The sequence below is a fragment of the Sphaerisporangium fuscum genome, from assembly GCF_018531465.1.
Classification (GTDB): domain Bacteria; phylum Actinomycetota; class Actinomycetes; order Streptosporangiales; family Streptosporangiaceae; genus Sphaerisporangium; species Sphaerisporangium fuscum.
Window position 1 is genome coordinate 1 of the sequence record NZ_JAHDTF010000008.1, and the last position, 22,833, is coordinate 22,833.

General features: G+C 72.0%; 23 protein-coding genes. 13 read left to right on the top strand and 10 right to left on the bottom strand.

Features of this window, described 5'->3' with window-relative positions; genetic code table 11:
- Window positions 1-88: 88 nt before the first annotated feature.
- On the bottom strand, window positions 89-466 hold the full coding sequence (locus KIK05_RS10815; RefSeq protein WP_214410502.1) for a YybH family protein: 378 nt from the start codon (window positions 464-466) through the stop codon (window positions 89-91).
- Between the two features lie 60 nt (window positions 467-526).
- On the opposite strand from KIK05_RS10815, the gene KIK05_RS10820 reads away from it, so the two are divergent.
- The gene (locus KIK05_RS10820) at window positions 527-898 is read left to right on the top strand and encodes a winged helix-turn-helix transcriptional regulator (RefSeq protein WP_214410503.1); all 372 of its coding nucleotides are present in this window, start codon (window positions 527-529) and stop codon (window positions 896-898) included.
- Window positions 899-908: 10 nt separating this feature from the next.
- Here KIK05_RS10820 and KIK05_RS10825 read toward each other — a convergent pair whose 3' ends face one another.
- Genes KIK05_RS10825 through KIK05_RS10835 form a run of 3 tightly spaced genes read right to left on the bottom strand, consistent with a single transcriptional unit; the run spans window position 909 to window position 2,187 of the window.
- Window positions 909-1,331 (bottom strand): DUF5360 family protein, encoded by a 423-nt coding sequence (locus KIK05_RS10825; RefSeq protein WP_214410504.1) that lies wholly within the window; start codon window positions 1,329-1,331, stop codon window positions 909-911.
- Entirely contained in the window at window positions 1,328-1,657 is a 330-nt protein-coding gene (locus tag KIK05_RS10830) for a DMT family transporter (RefSeq protein ID WP_214410505.1), read from the bottom strand. Before KIK05_RS10830 ends, KIK05_RS10825 begins: the two co-directional genes overlap by 4 nt.
- Window positions 1,657-2,187 (bottom strand): TetR/AcrR family transcriptional regulator, encoded by a 531-nt coding sequence (locus tag KIK05_RS10835; RefSeq protein ID WP_214410506.1) that lies wholly within the window; start codon window positions 2,185-2,187, stop codon window positions 1,657-1,659. Before KIK05_RS10835 ends, KIK05_RS10830 begins: the two co-directional genes overlap by 1 nt.
- 115 nt (window positions 2,188-2,302) lie before the next feature.
- Here KIK05_RS10835 and KIK05_RS10840 point away from each other — a divergent pair, with 115 nt between their 5' ends.
- Together KIK05_RS10840 and KIK05_RS10845 are read left to right on the top strand one after the other, a co-directional pair.
- Window positions 2,303-2,746, top strand: coding sequence for a helix-turn-helix domain-containing protein (locus KIK05_RS10840; RefSeq protein ID WP_214410507.1), 444 nt, complete (start codon window positions 2,303-2,305; stop codon window positions 2,744-2,746).
- A 65-nt stretch (window positions 2,747-2,811) separates the two neighbouring features.
- A complete protein-coding gene (locus KIK05_RS10845) occupies window positions 2,812-3,462 on the top strand; it encodes a formylglycine-generating enzyme family protein (RefSeq protein WP_214410745.1) in 651 nt (216 codons plus the stop codon).
- 16 nt (window positions 3,463-3,478) lie between these two features.
- Here KIK05_RS10845 and KIK05_RS10850 read toward each other — a convergent pair whose 3' ends face one another.
- The 3 genes from KIK05_RS10850 to KIK05_RS10860 form a co-directional block, all read right to left on the bottom strand.
- Window positions 3,479-4,477 carry a helix-turn-helix domain-containing protein gene (locus tag KIK05_RS10850; RefSeq protein ID WP_214410508.1) on the bottom strand — a complete coding sequence of 333 codons (999 nt, stop codon included), beginning with the start codon at window positions 4,475-4,477 and terminating at the stop codon, window positions 3,479-3,481.
- A 125-nt stretch (window positions 4,478-4,602) separates the two neighbouring features.
- Window positions 4,603-7,437 (bottom strand): ATP-binding protein, encoded by a 2,835-nt coding sequence (locus tag KIK05_RS48055; RefSeq protein ID WP_214410509.1) that lies wholly within the window; start codon window positions 7,435-7,437, stop codon window positions 4,603-4,605.
- Between the two features lie 184 nt (window positions 7,438-7,621).
- Window positions 7,622-8,200: a TetR/AcrR family transcriptional regulator gene (locus tag KIK05_RS10860; protein ID WP_214410510.1), complete on the bottom strand. Its 579-nt coding sequence runs from the start codon at window positions 8,198-8,200 to the stop codon at window positions 7,622-7,624.
- 87 nt (window positions 8,201-8,287) lie between these two features.
- Between KIK05_RS10860 and KIK05_RS10865 the strand changes: the two genes are divergently transcribed.
- Complete coding sequence (locus KIK05_RS10865; RefSeq protein ID WP_214410511.1) at window positions 8,288-8,752, top strand: nuclear transport factor 2 family protein; 465 nt, start codon at window positions 8,288-8,290, stop codon at window positions 8,750-8,752.
- A gap of 81 nt (window positions 8,753-8,833) precedes the next feature.
- On the opposite strand, the gene KIK05_RS10870 is transcribed toward KIK05_RS10865, so the two are convergent.
- Window positions 8,834-10,291 carry an acyltransferase family protein gene (locus KIK05_RS10870; protein WP_308249854.1) on the bottom strand — a complete coding sequence of 486 codons (1,458 nt, stop codon included), beginning with the start codon at window positions 10,289-10,291 and terminating at the stop codon, window positions 8,834-8,836.
- Between the two features lie 45 nt (window positions 10,292-10,336).
- Here KIK05_RS10870 and KIK05_RS10875 point away from each other — a divergent pair, with 45 nt between their 5' ends.
- Window positions 10,337-11,419, top strand: a complete 1,083-nt coding sequence (locus KIK05_RS10875) for a DUF2855 family protein (protein WP_214410513.1) — start codon at window positions 10,337-10,339, stop codon at window positions 11,417-11,419.
- 54 nt (window positions 11,420-11,473) lie between these two features.
- Window positions 11,474-12,184, top strand: coding sequence for a DUF2306 domain-containing protein (locus KIK05_RS10880; RefSeq protein ID WP_214410514.1), 711 nt, complete (start codon window positions 11,474-11,476; stop codon window positions 12,182-12,184).
- A 117-nt stretch (window positions 12,185-12,301) separates the two neighbouring features.
- Here the strand turns inward: KIK05_RS10880 and KIK05_RS10885 are convergent, their stop codons facing one another.
- A complete protein-coding gene (locus tag KIK05_RS10885) occupies window positions 12,302-13,648 on the bottom strand; it encodes an extracellular solute-binding protein (protein ID WP_214410515.1) in 1,347 nt (448 codons plus the stop codon).
- An 82-nt stretch (window positions 13,649-13,730) separates the two neighbouring features.
- Entirely contained in the window at window positions 13,731-13,979 is a 249-nt protein-coding gene (locus KIK05_RS10890; protein ID WP_214410516.1) for a hypothetical protein, read from the bottom strand.
- 13 nt (window positions 13,980-13,992) lie between these two features.
- On the opposite strand from KIK05_RS10890, the gene KIK05_RS10895 reads away from it, so the two are divergent.
- From KIK05_RS10895 to KIK05_RS10925, 7 genes are all read left to right on the top strand, one after another.
- Window positions 13,993-15,582, top strand: a complete 1,590-nt coding sequence (locus KIK05_RS10895) for an FAD-binding oxidoreductase (RefSeq protein ID WP_214410517.1) — start codon at window positions 13,993-13,995, stop codon at window positions 15,580-15,582.
- 52 nt (window positions 15,583-15,634) lie between these two features.
- Window positions 15,635-16,885: a cytochrome P450 family protein gene (locus tag KIK05_RS10900; protein WP_214410518.1), complete on the top strand. Its 1,251-nt coding sequence runs from the start codon at window positions 15,635-15,637 to the stop codon at window positions 16,883-16,885.
- Window positions 16,886-16,991: 106 nt separating this feature from the next.
- On the top strand, window positions 16,992-17,495 hold the full coding sequence (locus KIK05_RS10905; RefSeq protein WP_214410519.1) for an SRPBCC family protein: 504 nt from the start codon (window positions 16,992-16,994) through the stop codon (window positions 17,493-17,495).
- On the top strand, window positions 17,492-18,037 hold the full coding sequence (locus KIK05_RS10910; RefSeq protein ID WP_214410520.1) for a dihydrofolate reductase family protein: 546 nt from the start codon (window positions 17,492-17,494) through the stop codon (window positions 18,035-18,037). Before KIK05_RS10905 ends, KIK05_RS10910 begins: the two co-directional genes overlap by 4 nt.
- Before the next feature lie 97 nt (window positions 18,038-18,134).
- Window positions 18,135-19,016, top strand: a complete 882-nt coding sequence (locus KIK05_RS10915; protein ID WP_214410521.1) for an LLM class F420-dependent oxidoreductase — start codon at window positions 18,135-18,137, stop codon at window positions 19,014-19,016.
- A gap of 40 nt (window positions 19,017-19,056) precedes the next feature.
- The gene (asnB, locus tag KIK05_RS10920) at window positions 19,057-20,913 is read left to right on the top strand and encodes an asparagine synthase (glutamine-hydrolyzing) (protein ID WP_214410522.1); all 1,857 of its coding nucleotides are present in this window, start codon (window positions 19,057-19,059) and stop codon (window positions 20,911-20,913) included.
- 53 nt (window positions 20,914-20,966) lie between these two features.
- On the top strand, window positions 20,967-22,832 hold the full coding sequence (locus KIK05_RS10925) for a non-ribosomal peptide synthetase (protein WP_214410523.1): 1,866 nt from the start codon (window positions 20,967-20,969) through the stop codon (window positions 22,830-22,832).
- Window position 22,833 lies beyond the last annotated feature (1 nt).

Here is a 22,833-nt window from a genome sequence, read left to right on the forward strand (position 1 = left end):
GGCGGCTCACCCCCCAACCGGGCACCCCCCTCCCCCCCGTCCCGGGGGCGCCCCCCGGGCCCCCCGCGGCGACGTGCTGCCGGGCCGCTCACCGCGTGCCGAACGGGCTGTCGACGATGTAGCGCCAGAAGCCGTCGGACCCGCGGCGGGCGACGTCGGTGGCGGTCCCCTCGATGCGCACGGCCTCCCCGTCCGGGCCGGTGCCGGAGATGGTCCAGTCGACGATGAGCAGGGCCGTGTCGCCGGCGGCGTGGACATGGCGCGGCCGGACGGTGATCGGCAGGCCGAGGGACAGGAAGCGCGCGTTCGCGGCGTGCAGTTCCTCGCCCGTCACGGCCGGTCCCTCTTCGGGGACGAAGACGGCGCCGCTTTCGTACACCTCCGCCACCGCCCGCGCGTCGCCGCTGTTGAACCGCTCGGCGAAGACCAGGGGGACGTCCTCGGGGCGCCGGGCCAGTGCCGTCATGCTCGCACTCCTTCGAGTAGAAACAGGGGAAAGCAAGCGGCAACGCTAGGAGGCGCCTTCGTGGCTCACCAAACGGTTGGTCACGCCGTCCGGCCGGGGCTGCCCGACGACCCCCGGGCGGGGGTCGCCGAGCCGACCGCGTCCTGCCCGGTGGAGATCACGCTCGCGACCCTGCGGGGGCGCTGGACGACCCTGGTGGTCCGGGAACTGCTGCGGGGCGAGCGCACCTACAGCGAGCTGCGCGAGGCGCTGCCCGCGCTGTCGGACAAGGTGCTGTCCGACCGGCTCGCGCAGCTGACCGAGGCCGGGGTGCTCGACCGTCTCCGGCGGCCCGGCTGGCCGCCCCGGGTGCGCTACGCGCTGACCCCGCACGGGCGCCGCCTCGGCCCCGTGCTCCAGGCTCTGTGGGACTGGGGGAGCGACCGGCCCTGACCGCGCCCGGTCAGGCGGCGCGCTCGCGGGGGCGCCGGGTCAGGACGACGAGGGCGGGCAAGGGGAACAGCAGCAGGAACAGGTTCGGCAGCCACCAGGTGAGGCTGAAGTCGCCGCGCAGCGCCCAGAACGCGACGGCCTGCAGGCCCGCCGTGCTCGTCAGGGTGAGCGACACGGTGATCAGCGGGCGCGACACGGGGGTGCGGCACAGGCCGGCGAGCCCGGTGAGGCTCGCGGCCAGGTCGAGCGCGACGAACGACAGGTTCCAGTCCCGCAGGATCGGGTCGGCGTAGTCCTTGTACGCCAGCTCGGACGGGATGAGCCCGGCGAACACCACCGCCCAGTAGAGCAGGAAGCCCACGTCGGCCACCGCCATGGCCACCCTCGTCGCCCGGAGGACCTTCTCGCCATCCCGGCGGGGAACGCTGCTCACTGGTGGCTGATCCCTCCGCCGAGGCTCATCACGACCACGCCGGCGACCACGATCCCCGCCCCCACGATCGTCATCGGCCGGGCGGGCTCGCCGAACAGCATCACCCCGCCGACGAACGCGCCCACCGTGCCGAGCGCGGACCAGATGGCGTACACGGGGCCGACGTTCAGCGACGTGAGCGCCTTGGCCATCAGGAAGAAGGAGACGAGGTAACCGACCACCACGACCACGGACGGGCCGGCCTTGGACAGCCCCTCCGAGGCCCGCAGCGACAGTGTGGCGGTCACCTCGGAGACGATCGCCAGGGCGAGCAGCAGGTAGGGCATCAGCGTTCTCCGTCGATCATCTCGATGAGCCGGGCGCGCACCTGGACGTGCAGGTCGCCGTGCGGTGGGGCCAGGTCCAGCAGCCGGGCGGTCCACCAGCCGTCGACGGCGAGCCGGACCAGGGTGGCCAGCGCGGGGTCGAGGCCGTCGTCCTCGACGCGGCGCTGCCAGCTCTCGTAGCGGTGCCGGAGGGCGGCGAGCACCTCCGGACCTCCGGACATCCCCGCCAGCACGGCCACCGACACCTGGTCGGCGTGCCCGAGGGCGGGTGTGTCGGCGTCGGGGATGGTGGCGGTCAGGTAGGCCCGGGTGAACGCGCCGGGCGGTGATCCGGGCGGGGGCAGTTCCGCCTCGAACCGGTCCACCAGGCGTTCGAGCACCCCTTCGACCAGCGCCTGCTTGGACCTGAAGTGGTGCAGCAGGCCGCCCTTGCTGACGCCGGCCTCCTTGGCGACCGCGTCGAGCCGGATCGCGTCGGCGCCTCCCGCCACCAGCGTCCGCTCGGCGGCGTCCAGTATCCGATCTCGCACAGGCCATCCTCCCGACCGTCCAGACGGTCGGAATCTTAGCCGTGTCCGCCTCGCATCGCCAGCGGGCTACCCCAAACGTCCTCATCACTCCTTTCATGGCCTAAGTTAGGGAGCGATGAAGCAAGAAATGTACTCGGTCGAGCAGGTGGCCGAACGGCTCGGCCTGCACGTGCGCACGGTGCGCGGCTACATCCGTACGGGCCGGCTCAACGCCGTGCGGATCGGCAAGCAGTACCGCATCGCCCACGCCGACCTCGAGGCGCTGATCGGACGGCCGCGGCAGGCGCCGGACCCGCCCACCGGCCTCGCCCGCGTGGAGGTGTCCAGCATCGTGCAGATCGACGGTCTCGACCGGCACACGGCCGACCGGCTCGGCACGCTGGTCCTGGCCGCGGTGCACACCGCACACGATCCCGCGCGGCCGCTGAACGTCCAGACCGTGCACGACGAGGAGCGGGCCCGCATGAAGATCGTGATACTCGGCGGCGCCGCCGCCACCGCCGACGTGCTGAACCTGCTCGAAGCCGTGCTCCAGGACGGCGGCGGCGTGCTCGCCTGAGCGGCGGCGCCGCACCGATCTCTGAGGAAGGACCTGTGACGAACCCGACGCCGCTTCCCGGGCCGATGGCCGCCATCCCCGCCGGGAAGATCCTCCTGCGGGACGAGGGGACGAGGACGAACTGGACGGCCGAGGTCCGGGCCCTGCTGCTCGCGCCGCATCCCGTGACCCGCGAGCTGTACGCCGCCGTCATGGGCGAGGCGCCGGCGAGCCCGGCGGGGCCGCGCACGCCGGTGACGGGCGTGTCCTGGCTGGACGCCGTCCGGTTCTGCAACCTGCTCTCGGAGACGGCAGGGCTGGAGCCCTGCTACTCCCTCGGGGACGATCCCGACGGGCTGGACGTGGTCTGCCACTGGGAGGCCGGTGGCTACCGCCTGCCGTCCGAGGCGGAGTGGGAGTACGCCTGCCGGGCCGGGACGTCGGGCGTCCGCTACGGAGAGCTGGACGAGATCGCCTGGTACCGGGGCAACTCCGGCGGCGTGGTGCACGACGTGGGGACCAGGGCGCCGAACGCGTGGGGTCTCCACGACATGATCGGCAACGTGTGGGAGTGGTGCTGGGACGTCTACGACCCCGCCGTCTACGGCCCCTACCGCGTGTTCCGCGGCGGAGGCTGGTACGAGCCGCCGCGAGGATGCCGGGCGTCGTGCCGGCGCAGGAGCCATCCCACCTTCCGCATCGACGACCTCGGGTTCCGGCTCGCCCGGTCGCTGTGAAGGCCCTGCCCGGTGATCATGAGGGTCCTGCCTGGTCGCCGTCGAGGTCGGCGGCCAGGTTGCGGTAGTCGCGGGGAGAGACGCCGTACTCCGCCCGGAAGGCACGGCTGAAGTGCGCGCCGTCGGTGAAGCCCCAGCGGCGGGCGACGGCCTGGACCGGACGGGAACGCTGCCGCGGGTCGGCGAGGTCGTGACGGCACCGCTCCAGCCGGCAGCGGCGGATCCAGGCCGCCACGCCGACGCCCTGCTCCTGGAACAGCTTGTACAGGTGGCGGACGGAGATCTGGTGCGCGGCGGCGATGGTCTCGGCGTTCAGATCGGGGTCGCCGAGCCGCTGACGGATGAAGCCGTGGACCAGCGACAGCAGGGCGTGGCGCCGTGACTCCGGCGACAGCGCGGTGGCGGCCTCCAGATGGTGGGCGCAGACGGCCGCGATCAGGTCGAGCGTGACGGAGGCCAGCGCCGCCCTGTCCCCCGGGGTGTAGCCCTCGGCGTTCGCCATCAGGTCCGTGAGATGTCCGGCCAGCACGCCGCCGATCCCGCCCTGGCCGGGGAGCGGCGTCGCGACGAGCCGGCCGACGAGCTCGGGCCCGAGCGCCAGTGCCGCCCGGGGGAACTGCACGACCAGCCCCTCGGCGAGACCGGCCCCGCCGGCCGCCCGCCACCCGTTGTAGGGCCGGGAGGAGTCGATGAGGAGGAACTCCCGCACGCCGAACACGGCCTCCCGGCCGGATTGGGTCAGTGCGCCGGTGCCGCCGGTGAACAGGTGGAGCTGGAACACCTCCGGGTCGCACTGCCTGACGAGCCTGGTGGGACGGGCCACGCGCACCGTGGGATGGCTCAGCGCCGACACCTGGAGCCCGCCGAGGTCGAGCACGCGCACCGACGCCTCGAAGTCCGCCGCGTGGTCGGTGCTGATGAACGACGGCACGTGCGTCTGCGACGCCATCTCCAGCCAGTAGGGGAACCTGTCCTCGATCGCCAGGTCCGCGGTGCGCAACTCCAGGATCTCCACGCAACCCCCAGGTAGGTCGGCCTGCTCGGGTGGGCGTGTCCAATGTCCGGCATCTGAGTGGAAACAGCGTGGAAGCCGCGTGACGGACGTCCGGCGCGTGCGGGCCGCCTGCCGGTGAGCCGGGGTCAGCGGGACGGCGCCCCGGAACCGTCCTCGTCCAGCCGGCGGAGCTTCCCGCGGATCTCCTCGGCGTCGGGATGGCCCATCTCGTCCAGGATGACCAGGGCGTCCCGCCAGGCCCCGGACGCCTCCGCGGGACGGCCGGCGGCGTGGTGGGCGTCCCCCAGGTGGATCAGCGTCTCCACCTCGCCGTACCGGTCGCCGCCCTTGCGGTAGTGCTCCAGACCGCGGTGGTAGCAGGTGACCGCCTGGTCGTGGTCGCCCAGATGGTGGTGGGCGTAGCCCAGGCTGTCCCAGGCGCGGGCCTCGCCGGGGCTGTTGCCGAGCGCCTGCTGCAGCGTCAGCGCCTCCTGGCAGTAGCCGATGGCGGTCCGGTGATGCCCGAGCAGGACGTAGTCCCAGCCCACCGCGTTGAGGGCCCGGCCCTGCCCGCTCTTGTGGTCGGCGGCGCGGAACAGCTCCAGCGCCCGACGGTCGTGCGCCAGCGCCTGCTCACGCTGGTCCAGGCACTCGCACACCCAGCCGAAGCTGAGGTGGGTGTGCCCCTGCCCCACGAGATCGCCCAGCTCGTGGTACAGCGAGAGGGCGTGCCGGAGGTGGCCGAGCGCCTCGTCGTGCTCGCCCACCTGGGTGAGGACGATGGCGAGGTCGCGCGCCGACACCGCCAGCGCCCTCGAGTCGCCGAGCCGTCGTGCGGCCTGGTGGGCGACCTGCTGGACGGCCAGCTGGTCGCGCCAGCGTCCCTGCCGGCCGAGGTAGGTGTGGATGCTCCAGGAGAGCTGCCAGGCGTGGGTGTCCAGGCCGATGGAGGCGGCCCACGGCACGGCCGCGAGCAGGGTGACGTGCTCGGCGGCGAGCCATGCCAGGGCCTGCTCCTCGGTGGTGATCTGTCCGGGGTCCACGCCGCGGGCGGGGGGTGGGAGGTCGATCGGCTCGCGGTGGGGCCACAGCAGTCGTTCGGCGCGGTAGGCGGTGTGCAGGTAGTGGTCGAGGAGCCGCCGGCGGGCGGCCTGCCGTTCCGGCTCGGCGCACTCCGTGGCGGCCAGTTCGGCGGCGTAGGCGCGCAGCAGGTCGTGGAGCAGATATCGGCCGGGCCGGTGTTCGGTGACCAGGTGGGAGCGGGCCAGCTCGGCCAGCAGCGGCCGGACGCGGACGGCGGGGGCGCCGGCGAGGCCGGCGGCGACCTCGGCGGTGAGATCGGTGCCGATGTGCAGGCCCAGCAGCCGGAACAGGCGTGCGGCGTCGGGGCTGACGGCGCGGTAGGAGCAGGAGAAGACCGCGCGGATGTCGGCGGGGGCGTGGCCCGCGTTCAGGATGCCGAGGTCGGCGTCGACGTCGGCCAGCTCGTCGGCCAGGGTGCGCAGCGTGAAGGAGGGGTGGACGGCGGCGCGCGCGGCGACGATGGACAGCGCCAGCGGCAGCCGGGCGCACCGGGCGATGATGTCCTGGACCGCGTCCGGCTCGGCCCGTACCCGCTCCTCGCCGAGCCGGTGGATCAGGAGTTCCTCGGCTTCGGCGGGCGGTAGGACGTCGAGGGTGAGCGGGTGGGCGCCTTGGGTGACGATCAGGCCGGGCAGCCGGCTGCGGCTGGTCACGATCACCGCGCACCCGGGGGTGTCGGGCAGCAGGTGGCGCAGGTGTTCCTCGTCGCGGGCGTTGTCCAGCACGACCAGGACGCGACGGCCGGCCAGCCGGTCGCGGTACAGGCCGCGCTGGGCGGGGACGCCGTCAGGGACGCGTTCCGGCGGCACGCCGAGGGCTTCCAGCAGGATGCGAAGCGCCTCCTGGGGTTCCAGCACGGTGCCGGAGGGGTCGAAGCCGTGCAGGTCGATGTGCAACTGCCCGTCGGGGAAGTGATCGGCGACCTGGTGGGCCACCCGTACGGCGAAGCTGGTCTTGCCGACCCCCGGTAACCCGGTCACCACCAGGACACCCCGCTGCCACGGCTCCGGACCGCATAATCGGCGCACCGCCTCCTCCAGGGCGCCGGCACGGCCGACGAACCAGTGCGGCCGGGGCGGAGGCGGCAGAAGCGGCATCGCTTCCGACGGAGCCGGAGCCGGCGGCGGGGCGGCTCCGGATCCCGGCGGCGGCCCGGGTAACTCTCTGCGCAGTACCAGGCGTTGCAGCTCCTGCAGCTCGGGGGAGTCGAGGCCCCGGTGGCTCAGCAGGGACAGCCCGTCACGGCACACCTCGGCCGCCTCGGCCACCCGCCCCTGGGCGTACAGCGCAAGCACCAGCTCGGCGCGCAGCCGCTCGTCGTACGGCTCGGCGGCCACCGCCGCCGCCAGCCGCGCCGCCGCCTCACCGTGCCGCCCCAGCCGGGACAAGGCCTCCGCCTGCGACAGCCACGCCGTCCTGCGCAGCATCTCGAGCCGCGCCCGCTCCGGCAGGCCGAACCCTCGGTCCGCCACCTCGGCGAACGGCGTACCGCGCCACAGCGCCAACCCGTCGGTGAGAACGGTCACGGCGGCGCGTACGTCACGCTCCCCGCCCGCCTCCAGCAGCCGCCGCCCCTCCGCGCACGCCTGCTCGAAACGCCGGGCGTCGACCGCCTCCGCGGCGACGTCCAGCCGGTACCCGATCCCCGCTCCGCGCCCCACGGTCACCACCGCGCCATGCCCGCCGCCCGGTCCACCACTGGGCGCGAGTGCCCGTCGCAGGTGCGACACGTGGCTGCGCAGGGTGACGAGAGACCCCGCCACCCCGGACGGCGCCCCCAGCAACTCCGCCAGCCGTACCGCCGGCACCGCCCGGCCGGCCTCCAGCAGCAACAGCGACAACAGCTCCACCAGCCGAGGTCCCAGCCGCACCCGCCGGCCGTCCCGCTCGACCTGCAAGGGTCCCAGAACCCCGAATGACAGCCCGTCCGCGGTGTCCCCGCGCGGTGCCGCCTCTGTCCCGATGGCATCCGGTGCCGGTGCGCAGCGCTCGTCGCCGACCACGGCCATCAGCCTGCCACACCGCCCCCGCGATCGCCGGTGCCCGTCCATGTTCCGGACACGTGGGGCGGGCGTACGGCCCTCAACCCTGGGCGTCCGGGGGGAGCGCAGCCAACGTTCTCAGGGAGGGGCGGAGCAGGCCGGCGATCTTCTCGGTGGGTACGCCGCGCAGCGCCGTCAGGTCGAGCAACTGGTGGGCGATCGTCACGCCGAGCATCGTGCTGATCATCAGCGCGGCGCGCAACTCGGCGTCCTCGGCTTCGATGGCGGCGCCGGCCTGCGCGATCTGGCCGTCCAGCGCCGCGCGGGCGCGCTCGGCCGCCTCCGGGTGGGTGAGCATCGAGCGCATCGTCGCCAGGGAGGCCTCGGGGATGGAGCCGAGCTTCATGCCGATCCGGGTGAGCAGCTCCTCGGTGAGCTCCTCCAGGGTGCCTTCGAGGGGAGGGACGGACGGCATCCGCGCCGCCCGCTCGAACAGCTCCTGCTTGGAGCCGAAGTACTGCATGACCAGGGCCGGGTCGACCTTCGCCGCCGCGGCGACGGCGCGGATGGTGGCGCGTTCGTAGCCGCGCTCGCCGAACATCCGGCGGGCGGCGGACAGGATTCTCTGCTCGGTCTGCTGCCTGCGCTGCGTGCGGGTCGTCGGCGGCGGGTCCTCCACAGCGCCGACTCTACCGGCGTTGACCTGCTCCGGACTTTCGCTCTACGCTCGTTGAGTCAACATCCGTTGAGCGAACAGGGGACACCCATGCCGGAAAGCCGGCCGACACCGCGTGAAGTGCTGACCCGCTACCACCGCGCCATGGTCGACCGGTCGGCCGACGACCTGGCCGACCTGTACGCCGCCGACGCCGTCCACGATTTCCCGTTCCCGGCGCCCGGGTTCCCCGCGCGCCTCAACGGCCGCGAGGAGGTCCGGGCGTGCTACCACCAGGCCTGGGACCCCAGCCCCGTGCGGCTGAGAGAGATCAGCGACGTCGTCGTGCAGGAGGGAGCCGATCCCGAGGTGGTCTTCGGGGAGTGGGAGGGCGTCGGCGAAGTCCTGCCGGACGCACGGCCGTTCCGGGCCCGCGGCGTGCTCATGCTGCGCGTCCGCGGCGGCGAGATCGTCGAGACCCGTGACTACATGGACGTCTTCGGCACCTTCGGCGCCCTCGGCCGCCTCGAGGACATGGTCGCCGCCCTGGAGGAACGCCCGGCCACCGGCGCCTAGTGCTTGCGCGCAGGAGGGGAAGGGACGCCCGGAGCCGGACCCGACGCAGTGACCGGCTCCGGACGCCCCGGCTCGTGGAGATCAGACGTCGTCGTTCCCGGCGGGCGGCGACGAGGAGGTCGAGGCGAGGGGCAGGTCCGGCAGCGGGGGCGGCGGCGCCCCGTTGCGGGCCAGGCGGGCGCGGCGGCGCGAGGTGGCGAAGCGCCGCATGATCGGGCTCTCCACGAGGTGGAACATCAGCGCCGCGACACCGAGGGCCGTGAGGAACAGCAGCGCGATGACGCCGATCGCGACCGGTGTGCCGTAGCTCCGGTTCCCCAGCAACTGCGGGCCGTAGATCAGGACCAGCAGGTGGCACATGTAGAAGGCGAAGGACACCTCGCCGAGCCACACCATCACACGGCTGCCGAGCCAGTTCTTCCTGCCCGCCACGTCATCGGACGCCGCGGCGAGGATGACCAGGGAGAGCGGGATCACGGTCGCGGCCACCTGCGGGTAGGTCAGGGGCAGGTGCGGGCCGGCCACGTAGGCGAGGACGGTGAGCGCGGTCGCGCCGCCGAGGCCCAGGGGGATCTTCCTGCCCGTGATGACGATCCGGGCCAGGATGATGCCGAGGACGAACTCCAGCAGCCGCACCGGCGGGAACTTCGAGGTGAACCAGAACTGCAGGTGCGCCGACTGCGTCCACGGCTGGTAGGGCCCGCCGGGCAGCAGCGTGGCGATCAGCGGGACGGCGAGGATGGCCGCCACCACGACACCCGCCCACAACCACAGCCGCTCCGGCCGGATGCGCCCGATGTAGCGGATCAGGAACGGGAACAGGAAGTAGAAGAAGGCCTCGTTCGACAGCGACCAGGAGACCGAGTTGAAGCTCGTCCAGATCTCCAGCTGCGGGAAGAACGAGTGCAGCAGGGTGGCGTTGAGGACCGCCGCCTTGAGGTCGAAGGCCATCTTCGACACGCCCACGAAGAGGATCACCGCCGCGACGAACGTCAGCAGGTGGTTCGGCCAGATCTTGAAGATCCGCCGCCGCCAGAACGTCGTGGTCGTGTCGCCCGGACGCATCGACCAGGTGAGCACGAAACCGCTGAGCAGGAAGAAGAAGCTGACGCTGGCCCAGTTGCCCTGCCAGAACAGGTCGGCGTAGCGGCCGCGGACGGGCATCATCTGCCAGTCCTTGGAGGCGAACACGGTCGTGCACAGGGCGTGGAAGGCGAACACGCCGATGGCGGCGAGCATTCGCATTCCCGTCAGCGAGTTCAGCCGGGTCTTCGTGATATCCGGCCGCACCTCGGATTGTTTCGATAATTGCACCATGTCAGTGCCTTTCCACGTTCGGGCACACGGGGACTCGATCGAGCGGGGGCACCGAGCGCACTGACGGGTCAGGCGGCCGCCATCCACCGAGCCGGTAGACACCAGCGTGGCCGTCCCTGCCTGCGCCCACATATTCCGTATTGCGGTCTTGCCCTCCTCCAGGCGCCGGCCCCGCGCCGCGCAATCCAAAAGATGCGTCCCGGAACGACCCGGGAGAACCATGTGGCGAGAGTCGACTTCACGCAACACCGCGCGACGGAGAGGGAGATGACCGTGCCTCAGCCGGACAGATGGGATCTGGTTTTCAAGCGCGACGATCTGACGGTGAGCGAGCTCCGGGAGGCCTCCTCTCCTCGCCTGGCCGACGGCGAGGTGAGCCTCGTGGTCGAGAAATTCGGCCTCACGACGAACAACGCCACCTACGCGCGTTTCGGCGATTCCGACATTCCTTTCTGGAACGCGTTTCCCGGCCCCGAGGGGTACGGCCGCGTGCCCGTCTGGGGGTTCGCGCGCGTCGAGGAGTCCCGCCACCCCGAGATCAACGTGGGCGACCGGTACTTCGGGTACATGCCCATGTCGACCCACCACGTCGTGGCGCCCCAGGTGACCCCGCGCGGGTTCGCCGACGCCACGCCGCAGCGGCACTTCCTGCACCCCTGGTACTGGCACTTCGAGCGCGCCGGCGAGCCCGACGCCCTGGACGACCGCCGGGCCCTCGTCCACCCGGTCTACCCCGCGGCCTACACCCTGGCGGACATGCTCCAGCGCCAGGCCGCGAACGGCGCCCGGTCGGTGCTGGTCACCAGCGCCTCCAGCAAGGTCGCCATCGGCATGGTCGAGGAGGCCGCCGCCCGTAACCTCGGCCTGCGGGCCATCGGGATCACCTCCTCGCGCAACGTCGCGTTCGTCGAGAGCCTCGGCCTGTACGACACGGTGGCCGCCTACGAGGACCTGGCCACGGTGGAGGTGACCGCGCCGGCCGTCTTCGTGGACGGCACGGGCGAGGCCGCCTGGCGGCTCGCCGTCGCCGACCGCTTCGCCGACGACCTGGTCAACACCACCCTGATCGGCTTCACCCACCCCGGGGCCGCCGTCCCGCCGCCCCCCGGCCTGCGGGGACCGGCGGCCGAGGTGTTCTTCACCCCGGCCGTCGAGTGGCAGACCGCCGAGGAGGAAGGCCCGGAGAACTACTACGCGCGGTACGCCAGGTCCGAGCGGCGCTTCCTCGAGAGCACCACGTCGTGGCTCACGATCGAGCAGGCGCAGGGACCCGAGGCCATCGCCGACGTCTTCGGCGACGTGCTCGCCGGAAAGCAGCCCCCGGACGTCAGCTACGTCCTGCGTCCGTGACGGCGACCCATGAACGGCTCGATGCCGGGCCTCGTCGAGCAGGAGGAGACAACCGTGACCCTTGACACGCGGAACGCCGGCGCGCAGGCGCGCCCGGCCGCCCCGCTCCACGCAGCGGCCGCGCGGCCGCGCTGGTGGCGCCGCCCGTGGATCGTCCCGCTGATGGTGGTCGTCGCGGCGTACCTGATCTACCAGATCTCGCCGTACGTTCCGGAGAGCAAGGCGCCGACGCCGCCGCACGACGGCTTCCCCGCCTACTACCCGCTGCTCGTGGTGCACATGGTGTCGGGGACGCTGGCCATCATCAGCGCCTGCTTCCAGGTGTGGCCGTGGCTGCGCCGCCGCCACCCGGCGGTGCACCGGGCGAGCGGCCGGGTGTACGTGCTTGGCGCGGTCGTCGGCGGCACCTGCGGCCTGATCATCGTGCGCTTCGCGCCGCCCGTCGGCCAGATCGGCGTCGCCGCCGCGACGACCCTCTGGATCGTCTTCACGGTGGCCGCCGTCGTCTACGCCCGCAAGGGCCGCTACGACCTGCACCGCCGCTTCATGCTCTACAGCTTCGCCATCATCATGAACAACATCTGGGGCGTGCTGATCGTCAACGTGCTGATGAGAATGCCGTGGGAGGTCGGGTTCACCTACATGCTGGAGGCCGCCCGCTGGACCGGGTGGGTCTTCAACCTCATCCTCGTGCAGTGGTGGCTGTACCACACCGAGGGCCGCGACATCGGCCTGCCGCGCCGCCGGCGCCCGGTGGGGTCCTGAGCGTCCCCGGCCGTACCACGAAGGCCGCCGTCCTGGAAGGGACGGCGGCCTTCGCACGTGTGGCGGAACGAGCAGGGGCCGCTCCGGACGGAGCGGCCCCTGGCCTCGACGGATCGCTCAGCTGTCGATGAGCAGGCAGTGGGCGGGACGCGGGCCGGTCGCCAGGCAGTGCGTCCCGTAGTCGTCGAGCAGCCTGTCGGCCTCGGCGGCGGCCCTGGCCCACCGCTCGGCCGGGTCGGCGCCGAGCGCCATGATGTCCTCCAGGGCGTACATCATCGCGTGCTGGATCTGGGCGAAGTGGCCGAGCATCGCCCCCTGCCCACCCGGGGCGCCGGTCGTCATGTTCAGCTGGTCGACGGCCACCCGGTGGTAGGGGTGCTCGTCGAACCAGCCCTCGCTCTCCAGCAGCGCGGCCGCCGCGTTCGTCACCGGGGCCGAGCCGTACACCTTGTGCCACTCGGCGGCGTTGCGCGGGCTGTTGAGGTACTGCATGAAGGCGAGGGCGCCGTCGCGGGTCTCCTCGTCGAGCCCGTCGGCGAGCCACATGGCGTCCCCGCCGATCCAGTTGCCGGCGAAGGGGATGTCGCCGTTGTACGGCGTCGGCGTGACCGCCACCTCGAAGCCGTTCTCCTGCCCGGCCCGCACCATGTAGGGCGCCTCGAACGACGAGCTGAAGCGGAAGACCACCTGCTGGTCGGCGAAGGCCTTGGACGAGCCCGCCCAGTCCTCCAGCTTGCCGGTGTGCAGGTAGTGGCCGTCCCGGTGCAGGCGGGCCCACCACATGACGTAGGCCACCATCTCGGGCGAGCGCAGGTCGACCCTGGTGGCGCGGCCGGTGCGGCCGTTGTCGTTGTCGGTCAGCAGGGCGCCCTGGTGGGCCATCATCTGCTGGAAGAACTTGCCGTCGTTGGCCCAGCTGATGGCGTGCGAGGGGCCGTCCTCCAGCTTGGCGACCGCCTCGCAGGCGGCGTCGATCTCCTGCCAGGTGCGCGGCACCTCCTCGACGCCCGCGGCGCGCAGCAGCGTGGTGTTGGTGTACATCTGCATCGTCGAAAGCGTCACCGGCATGGCCGCGAACGTGCCGTCGATCGTGTAGAAGTGCCGACCGGCGTCCACGACGTCGCCGAGCACCACCGGATGCCCGAGGATCTCCGTCCGCCCGCCGATCGCCTTCTCCACCGAGGTGAACAGCGGCCGGCCCTCGCGGGTGAGGGTGTCGCGGGCGAGCTGGGTGGCGCCGCTGTAGTAGGACGCCATCGTCGGCGGCCGCCCCTCCCAGGTGTCGCGCGAGATGTCCTCGGCGAGGTTCTGGAAGTAGGAGCTGCTGACGTCGATCCGATACCGGGGATGGGCCTTCTCGAATTCCGCGGCCCGTTTCTTGATGGGATCGAGGAAGTTCGGGAACGTGTAACCGGAGAACCGGGCGTCGATGACGATTTTGCCGGTCGGGTTCGCCTCGTTCACGTGCTCATCCTTTCGTGGAGACCGACATGGCTGAGCCCGGGCAGCCCGATCGGCCTGGTCGCGGAATTCGAGGCGGCCAGGCTCACGAGGTGCGGAAACGCGGGCTTTCCTGCGCCCAATGGTCGGCGTCCTGGCCGGCGTCCGCATCTTTACGGTTGCTGTCTCCCGTCGTTTCCGCAGGCGGGGTGAATCGCGCGGCCGAGGTGAATTCGGGCCGCTTTTGAAAGAGCACATCGGGAGATGACACCCCGATACGGCCGGGCGCAGGCTGTTGGGAGCCGAGCTGATCGTGTCCGGCCGGGGCGGTGACGCCGAGACCGCCGGCCGCCATTGGAGGAACGAATATGACCGAGGTACACAGCCGCGGTTTGCCCAACGGCGCGGGGGGTGTCGCGACCGGCCCGCCCGCCGGGGTGGAGGCGAGGTACGTCCCGGCGTTCGGCCCGTCCACCATCACCCCGGACGACCCCCGCTACGACAGCATGCTGCGCGGCACCAACCACCGCCACGTGGGCCGGCCGGACTACGTCCGGGTGGTGACCACCACCGAGCAGGTCGTCGACGCGGTCAACGAGGCGGTCGCCGCCGGCAAGCGCATCGCCGTGCGCAGCGGCGGGCACGGCCTGGAGAACTTCATCGCCAACCCCGAGGTCAAGGTCCTGCTGGACGTCTCGGAGATGACGAACGTCTACTACGACAGCGGCCGGCGGGCGTTCGCCATCGAGGCCGGCGCGATGCTCGGGCACGTCTTCCGGGTGCTGTTCAAGGGCTGGGGCGTCACCGTCCCGGCCGGGATGTGCCCGGACGTCGGCGTGGGCGGGCACTTCGCGGGCGGCGGCTTCGGCCCCCTGTCGCGCAGCTACGGCGCGGTCGTCGACTACCTGTACGCCGTCGAGGTCGTCGTGGTGGACGAGGACGGCCGGGCGCGGGCGATCGTGGCCACCCGCGAGGAGGACGACCCGCACCGCGACCTGTGGTGGGCGCACACCGGCGGCGGGGGCGGCAACTTCGGCGTGGTCACCCGCTACTGGATGCGCAGCCCCGGCGCCACCTCCTCCAACCCGGCCGAGCTGCTGCCCAAGGCCCCGTCGGCGACCCGCAGCGGCGTCGCCATCTGGTCGTGGGAGGGCATGACCGAGCAGAGCTTCACCACGCTGCTGCGCAACTTCGGCACCTGGTGCGAGGAGAACAGCGCCCCCGGCACCCCGCAGGCCCGGCTGTTCCCGTACTTCCACGGCACCCACTCCTCCACGCAGCCCGGCCTCATGGTGGGCGCCCTGATCGACGACGGCGTCCCGGACGCCGAGGCGCTGATGACCGCGTTCCTCGACGACGTCGCGGCGGGCGTGGGCGTCGAGCCGGCGATGCGGTTCCAGGAGGTCCAGCCCTGGCTGTACGCGGCGGCCTATCCCGGCTACGGCGACCCGGGCAACCCTGGCGTGCGGCGCTTCAAGATCAAGGCGGCGTACCTGCGCAAGGGCTACACCGACCGGCAGATCGCCGCGATCCACAAGCACTTCACCGGCGAGGTGTACAACCCCACGCAGGTGCTGCTCGTCGGATACGGCGGCCAGGTCAACACGGTCGCCCCGGACGCCACGGCGACCGCGCAGCGCGACTCGATCCTCAAGGCGGCCTACCTCGGCGCCTGGGCGAGCGAGGCGGACGACGAGACCAACATCGGCCTGATCCGCGACCTGTACCGCGACGTGTACGCCGACAGCGGCGGCGTGCCCGGTCCGGACGAGATCAGCGACGGCGCCTACATCAACTACCCCGACGCCGACCTGGCAGACCCGGAGCTGAACACCTCCGGCGTGCCCTGGCACACCCTCTACTACAAGGACAACTACCCCCGCCTGCAGGCCGTCAAGAAGCGTTACGACCCGCGCGAGGTGTTCCGCCACGCGCTGTCGATCAGGCTTCCGGAATAGCGGCTCTTCCTCCTCTTCCTCGGACCCGCCGAACACCGTCTTGGAGAAATCCATGGAGAATCGCTGCCCCGTCGCCCTCGACATCACCGGCAAGGACATCCACGCCGAGGCCGAGCGCCTGCGCCCGCTCGGACCCGCCACCCAGGTCGAGCTGCCCGGCGGCGTGGTCGCCTGGTACGTCACCGGCAACAACGTGCTGCGCAAGCTGCTGACCGACCCCCGCGTCACCAAGAGCGCCCGCGCCCACTGGCCGGCCTTCACCAACGGGGAGATCCGCCCCGACTGGGAGCTGATCAGCTGGGTCGCGATGGACAACATCTCGACGTCCTGGGGCAACGACCACAAGCGGCTGCGCAGGCTGGTCGGCAAGGCCTTCACCCCGCGCCGCATCGAGGCGATCCGGCCGCGCATCGTGGAGCTCACCAACGAGATCCTCGACGGCCTGGCCGACACCGAGCCGGGCGAGGTGGTCGACCTGCGCGAGCGGTTCGCCTACCCGCTGCCCGCCCGCCTGGTCGCCGACATCATCGGCATGGACGAGACCGCGCTGGCCAAGACGGCGCCCGTGATCAACATGATGGTCGACACCACCGTCAGCCCCGAGGTGGCGCACTCGATCCTCATGGGCTGGCGCGACGCGATGGCCGACTTCATCGCCGGCAAGCGCGCCAACCCCGCCGAGGACATCACCAGCGACCTGATCGCCGCGCGGGACGACGAGGACGGCTCCAAGCTCACCGAGGGCGAGCTGACCGACACCATCTTCGCCATCCTGGGCGCCGGGTCGGAGACGACGATCAACTTCCTCGGCAACGCCGTCACCCAGCTCCTCACCCACCCCGAGCAGCTGGAGCTGGTCACCTCCGGCCGCCTGTCCTGGGACAACGTGCTCGAAGAGGTGCTGCGCGTTCAGGCGCCGCTGGCGAGCCTGCCGCTGCGGTTCGCCGCCGACGACGTCGACCTGGGGGAGGGCGTCCTCATCCGCAAGGGCGACCCGATCCTCGTGAACTACACCGCCGCCGGCCGTGACCCCGAGGTGCACGGCGGCAGCGCCTGCGAGTTCGACATCACCCGCGCCGACAAGGAGCACATCTCCTTCGGCTACGGCCCGCACTTCTGCCTGGGCGCCGGCATCGCGCGCCTGGTCGGGTCGATCGGCCTGTCCACGCTGTTCGAGCGGTTCCCCGAGATCAGCCTCGCCGTCCCGGCCGAGGAGCTGCAGCCGCTGCCGACGTTCATCATGAACGGCCACCGGAGCCTGCCGGTGCGGCTGAAGGCCCGCGTCCCCGCCGACGTGCACTGACCCGCGGACGGCACTTCAGGAGAAGCCCGCTGAACAGGTGGCGTGCCAGTCTGGCCACGATGCCCGATTCGGCGGGCTCGACTCCCCCTGACAGGAAGGAAAGCCGTTGACCGAGACCACGAACCCCGAGGTGTCGCTCCAGGAGGTCGCGATCACCCGCGTGTTCGACGCCCCCCGCGAGCGGGTGTTCGACGCCTGGACGGTCGCCGACGCCTTCGCGCAGTGGTGGGGGCCGAGGGGCACCCACAGCCCGCGGGAGACCGTCGAGATCGACGCCCGCCCGGGCGGCCACTGGAAGGCCACCATCGTGATGGAGGCCACCGAGGAGACCGAGCGCGTCGAGCAGCCGTTCTTCGGCGTCTACCGTGAACTCGTGCGGCCCGAGCGGCTGTCGTTCACCCTCGGCGACCCGCTGGACCCGGAGTTCCTGGCGCGCAGCGAGGCGGGAGAGGGCGAGGAGCTCGTCACCCTCACCTTCACCGAGCGCGACGGCGGCACCGAGATGAAGTTCCTCCAGGTCGGCTATCTGCCGGCCGAGACCGTGCCCAAGGCCGTCGAGGGCTGGGGCAGCTTCTTCGACTGCCTGGCGGAGTACCTGGCCAAGCCATGAGAAAGCTCATCCTGTCGACGTTCGTCACGCTGGACGGCTTCATCGAGGGGCCGAACGGCGAGAACGACTGGAACATCGACGTCTTCGGCGACGACATGGAGCGGTACGCCGACGAGCAACTGGACGAGGTCGACACCCTGCTGCTCGGGCGAATCACCTACGAGCTCTTCGCGCGGGCCTGGCCCGCCGAGACCGGCGAGTTCGCCGACAAGATGAACGGCATCGCCAAGGTCGTCTTCTCCCGCACCCTGAAGACGGCCGAATGGAACAACACACGTGTGGCCGGGGGCGACGCCGCCGAGGAGATCGCGGAGCTGAAGCGGCGGCCCGGCAGGGACATGCTGATCTACGGCAGCGCCGCCTTCGCGCAGAGCCTCATGCGGCTCGGCCTGATCGACGAGTACCGCGTCTGGGTCCACCCGGTCGTGCTCGGCGACGGCAAGCCGATGTTCGACGGCGTCAAGGACCGCCTCGACCTGGAGCTCATCGGCACCCGGGTCTTCGACTCCGGGGTGTGCGTCCTGTCGTACCGGCCGGCGTAGCCCGACCCGCCACCCGGCCCCGCGGACGCGGAAGACGTCGGCGGCCTCCCCGGCCGCCGACCCCTGGCACCGAACTACGTCATCACGGGAGACCGGCATGAAGGTTGGGTTGGAACTCGGAGACTTCGCCTGGGAGGGCGGCGCGGCCCGCACGGCGGCGACGCTGGCGGCGATCGGGCAGACCGCCGACGACGCCGGGTTCGCCCTCATCGGCGTCGGCGACCACGTCTGGCAGGGCCCCCACGCGGGCGGCCCCGAGGCGCCGATGCTCGAATGCTTCACGACGCTGGCCGCCCTCGCCGTCCACACGCGGCGCTGCCTGCTCGCGCCGATCGTGGCCGGGGTGCACTTCCGGCAGCCCGGCGTGCTCGCCAAGGCGGTCACCACGCTGGACGTGCTCTCCGGCGGCCGCGCCATGCTCGGCCTCGGCGTCGGCTGGTACGAGGACGAGGCGCGCGGCCTCGGCATCCCGTACCCCTCCCTCTCCGAGCGCTTCGAGATGCTGGAGGAGACGATCCAGATCTGCCTGCGCATGTGGGACGGCGAGCGCGGGGACGAGCGGCCCTACGACGGCAAGCACTACCGGCTGGCCCGCCCGCTGAACCTGCCGCAGAGCATCAGCAGGCCCCGGCCGCCGATCCTGATCGGCGGGGGCGGGGAGAAGAAGACGCTGCCCCTGGTCGCCCGCTACGCCGACGCGTGCAACCTCTACCCCGGGCCCGACCTGCCCGCCAAGCTCGCGGTGCTGCGCGAGCTGTGCGAGGCAGAGGGCCGCGACTACGACGCGATCGAGAAGACCGTCATCTTCCCCTTCGACACCGGCGAGGACGGCGCCAAGGCGGGCGAGCTGGCGGAGCAGCTGCGCGGCCTCGCCGGGCTCGGCGTCCACACCGCGATCGGCATCATCTCCGGTCCCGATCCCGTGCGGCAGGTCGAGGTGATCGGCAAGAAGGTCGTCCCGGCCGTCGCCGACGCCTAGACCGCCGCCGACGCGTAGAGCTGGAAGGAGCGCACCGGAAATGTGCGGGATCGCGGGGTCCATGGCCCTCGGGGACGGCCGCGCCATCGACGAGGCGGCACTGACCCGGATGACCGACACACTGATCCACAGGGGCCCCGACGCCGAGGGCAGCTTCTTCGGCGAGGGCGTGGCCCTGGGGTTCCGCCGGCTGAGCATCATCGACCTGCACGGCGGCGACCAGCCGATGTTCAGCGAGGACGGCTCCGTGGTGTCGGTGTGCAACGGAGAGATCTTCAACCACCGGGAGCTGCGCGCCGAACTGGTCGCCAAGGGCCACCGCTTCCGCACCGACTGCGACGTCGAGGTGCTCGTCCACCTGTACGAGGAGGAGGGCACCGAGCTGCTCGACCGGCTCAACGGGCAGTTCGCCTTCGCCATCCTCGACCGCAGGCGGCGCCGGCTGTTCCTGGCCCGTGACCACGTCGGCATCCTCCCGCTGTACTACGCCCGGACCCGCGAGCACTTCGTGTTCGGCTCGGAGGGCAAGACGGTGCTCGAGCACCCCGGGGTGCCCCGCGAGCCCGACCTCACCGGGCTCGACCAGGTGCTTACCTTCCCCGGGCTGGTGAGCCCGCGCACGATGTTCCGCGGCGTCAGCAGCGTCCGGGCCGGCCACTACCTGCTGGTCGAGGACGGCGAGGTGAGCGAGCACCGCTACTGGGACCTCGACTTCCCGCTCGACGGCGAGCCGCCGCGGCCCGACGAGTACTACGTGGAGACGCTGCGCGAGCTGCTCGCCCAGTCGGTGCGGCGCCGCCTGCAGGCCGACGTGCCCGTGGGCTTCTACCTCAGCGGCGGCCTCGACTCCTCGCTGATCGCCGCCCTGGTCGGGCAGACGCACCCGCCGTCCCACTCCTTCTCGATCACCTTCCCCGACGCCGAGATCGACGAGTCGGCCTACCAGCGGCTCATGGCGACCAAGGTGGCCTCCCTGCACCACGAGACGGAGTTCACCCCGCCGGACATCGAGGCGCAGCTGCGGCGCATGGTGTGGCACGCCGAGTGCCCGGTCAAGGAGACCTACAACACCTGCTCCCTCGCCCTGTCGGCCCTGGCCCGCGACAACGGCGTCAAGGTGATCCTCACCGGGGAGGGCTCCGACGAGCTGTTCGGCGGGTACGTCGGCTACCGCTTCGACCGGTTCGGCCGGGGCGGGCGCGGCGCCGGAGGCCTCGCCGAGGCGCTGGAGGACGACGTGCGCCGGCAGCTGTGGGGCGACCCCGGCCTGTTCTACGAGCGCTCCTACCACGCCTGGCGCGAGTCGAAGATGGAGCTCTACTCCGAAGGCGTCCAGGAGGCGTTCGCCGAGATCGACTGCCTGCGCCACCCGCTGGTCGACACCGCGCAGCTGGCCGGCCGCAACCGGCTCGACCAGCGGTCCTACCTCGACTTCAAGCTGCGCCTGTCGGACCACCTGCTGTCCGACCACGGCGACCGGATGGCGCTGGCCAACTCCGTCGAGGCCCGCTACCCGTTCCTCGACATCGACGTCATCCGGTTCGCCACCACCGTCCCCCCGCACCTGAAGGTCGGCGAGCAGGGGGAGAAGTACGTGGTCAAGCAGGTCGCCCAGGGCCTGGTCCCGCCGGAGATCATCGGCCGGGAGAAGTTCGGGTTCCGCGCCCAGGGCAGCCCGCGGCTGCTGCGCCGCAACATCGAGTGGATCAACGACATGCTGTCCCACGACCGGATCAGGCGGCAGGGCTACTTCGACCCCGCCGTCGTCGACCACCTCAGGGCCCGCTACACGCGCGAGGGCTTCGAGGTGCACCCCCACCTCGGCGACGACCTGCTGCTGGTGGTCCTGACGTTCGGGATCCTCCTGGACACCTTCGGGCTCGCCGGCCACGCGTGAACCCCGCGGGGCGGATCGGACGAGCGTCCCTGGCAGAAGAGGAAGGAAGCAGGATGGCCTTCGAAGCGATCCAGTCGCTCGTCGGGCGCGCGATCGAGCGGTGGCCCGATCGGGTGGCCGTCGAGACCCCGCGGGGACGGCTGACGTACGCGGAGCTGGACGCCCGCGCGGACGGCGTCGCCGCGGCCCTCCAGGCGGCGGGCGCGGGCGCGGGCACGCCGATCCCCGTCCTCGCCGAGGACCGCCGCGAGATCATCGCCGCGCTGCTCGGCGTCCTCCGCCTCGGCGGCGTCTTCGTGCCGCTGGACATGAGCGCCCCCGCCCCGCGCCTGGCGCAGATGCTGCGCGACAGCGACCCCGGCTGGGCCGTCGTCGGCTCAGGGGTGGAGGATGCCGCCGGCGCGGTGCTCGCCGCCGCCGCGCCCGCCGCCGTACGGGTCGGCGTGGACGGCACCGGCGCGCCGGTCACCCGCCACACGCCCGGCCCCGACGACCCGTGCGCCATCTTCTACACCTCCGGCTCCACCGGCCGTCCCAAGGGCATCGTCGGCAGGTTGCGGGGAATCGACCACTTCGTCCGCTGGGAGACCGGACTGCTCGGCGTCGAGCCCGGATGGCGGGTCAGCCACGTGACCTCGCCCGCGTTCGACGCCATGCTCCGCGACGTGTTCGTCCCCCTCACCACGGGCGGCACGGTCTGCGTCCCCCCGCCCGAGGCGACGGGCGACCCGTCCGTCCTCACCCGCTGGATCGACGAGGAGCGGATCAACCTCGTGCACTGCGTGCCGACGCTGCTGCGCGGCGTCATCCGCGAGGCGGCGGCCGGCGACCGGGAGTTCGCCGCGCTGCGCTGCGTCGCCATGTCGGGGGAGAAGCTGCCGCCCGCCGACGCCGCCCGCTTCCTCGACCGGTTCGGCGACGGCGTCGAGCTGCTCAACCTGTACGGGCCGACGGAGACGACGATGACGAAGACCTTCCACTTCGTCACCCACGCCGACGTGCTGCGCCCGTCCATCCCGATCGGCAGGCCGATCCCGGGCGCCGAGGTGCTGCTGCTCAACGGCCTGAACGAGCCCGCCCCCGAGGGGACCGTCGGCGAGATCTGCATCCGCACGGCCTACCGCTCCCTCGGCTACCACCGCGACCCGAAGGCCACCGCGCGGGCGTTCGTGACCAACCCGCTGACCGGCGATCCCGAGGACGTGATCTACCGCACCGGGGACTATGGGCGGCTGCTGCCCGACGGCTCCCTCGAGTTCCTCGGCCGCAAGGACCACCAGGTCAAGATCGGCGGGGTCCGCGTCGAGCTGGACGGCGTCGAGAGCGTGCTGCGCGAGCACCCGTCCGTCACCGACGCGGCCGTGGTCGCGGCCGAGGAGGAGAGCGGCGTGCCGTACCTGTGCGCGTTCGTGGAGCTCGCCGACGGCGCCGACCCGCAGGACCTGCGCGGCCACGTCCGCGAGCGGCTGCCCGACAGCGCGGTTCCGGCGGTGTTCGTCCCGCTCCCCGAGCTGCCGAGGACGATCAGCGGCAAGATCGACCGCAAGGCGCTCCCGACGCCCGTGCTGCGGCGCGACACCCCCGCCGAGGACCGCGTCGCGCCGCGCACCCCCACCGAGCAGGCCCTCGCCCGGCTGTGGCAGAGCATCCTGCCGGTGAGCGACGTCGACGTCCGCGAGAGCGTCTTCGAGGTCGGCGGCGGCTCGCTGGTGGTCTTCGAGCTGCTCTCCCGGCTGGTCACCGAGTTCGGCGTGCAGGTGCCCCTGCAGGAGTTCCTCGCCGCGCCGACCATCGAATCCCTGGCGGCGCTCATTGAGGAGGCCATCCTCACCCGCGACGCGCCGGACGACGACTTCTTCGTCTCCCTGGACGGCATCGACGAGACCGCCGCTGTGCCGGCGCGACGGAGTGGAGACTGAC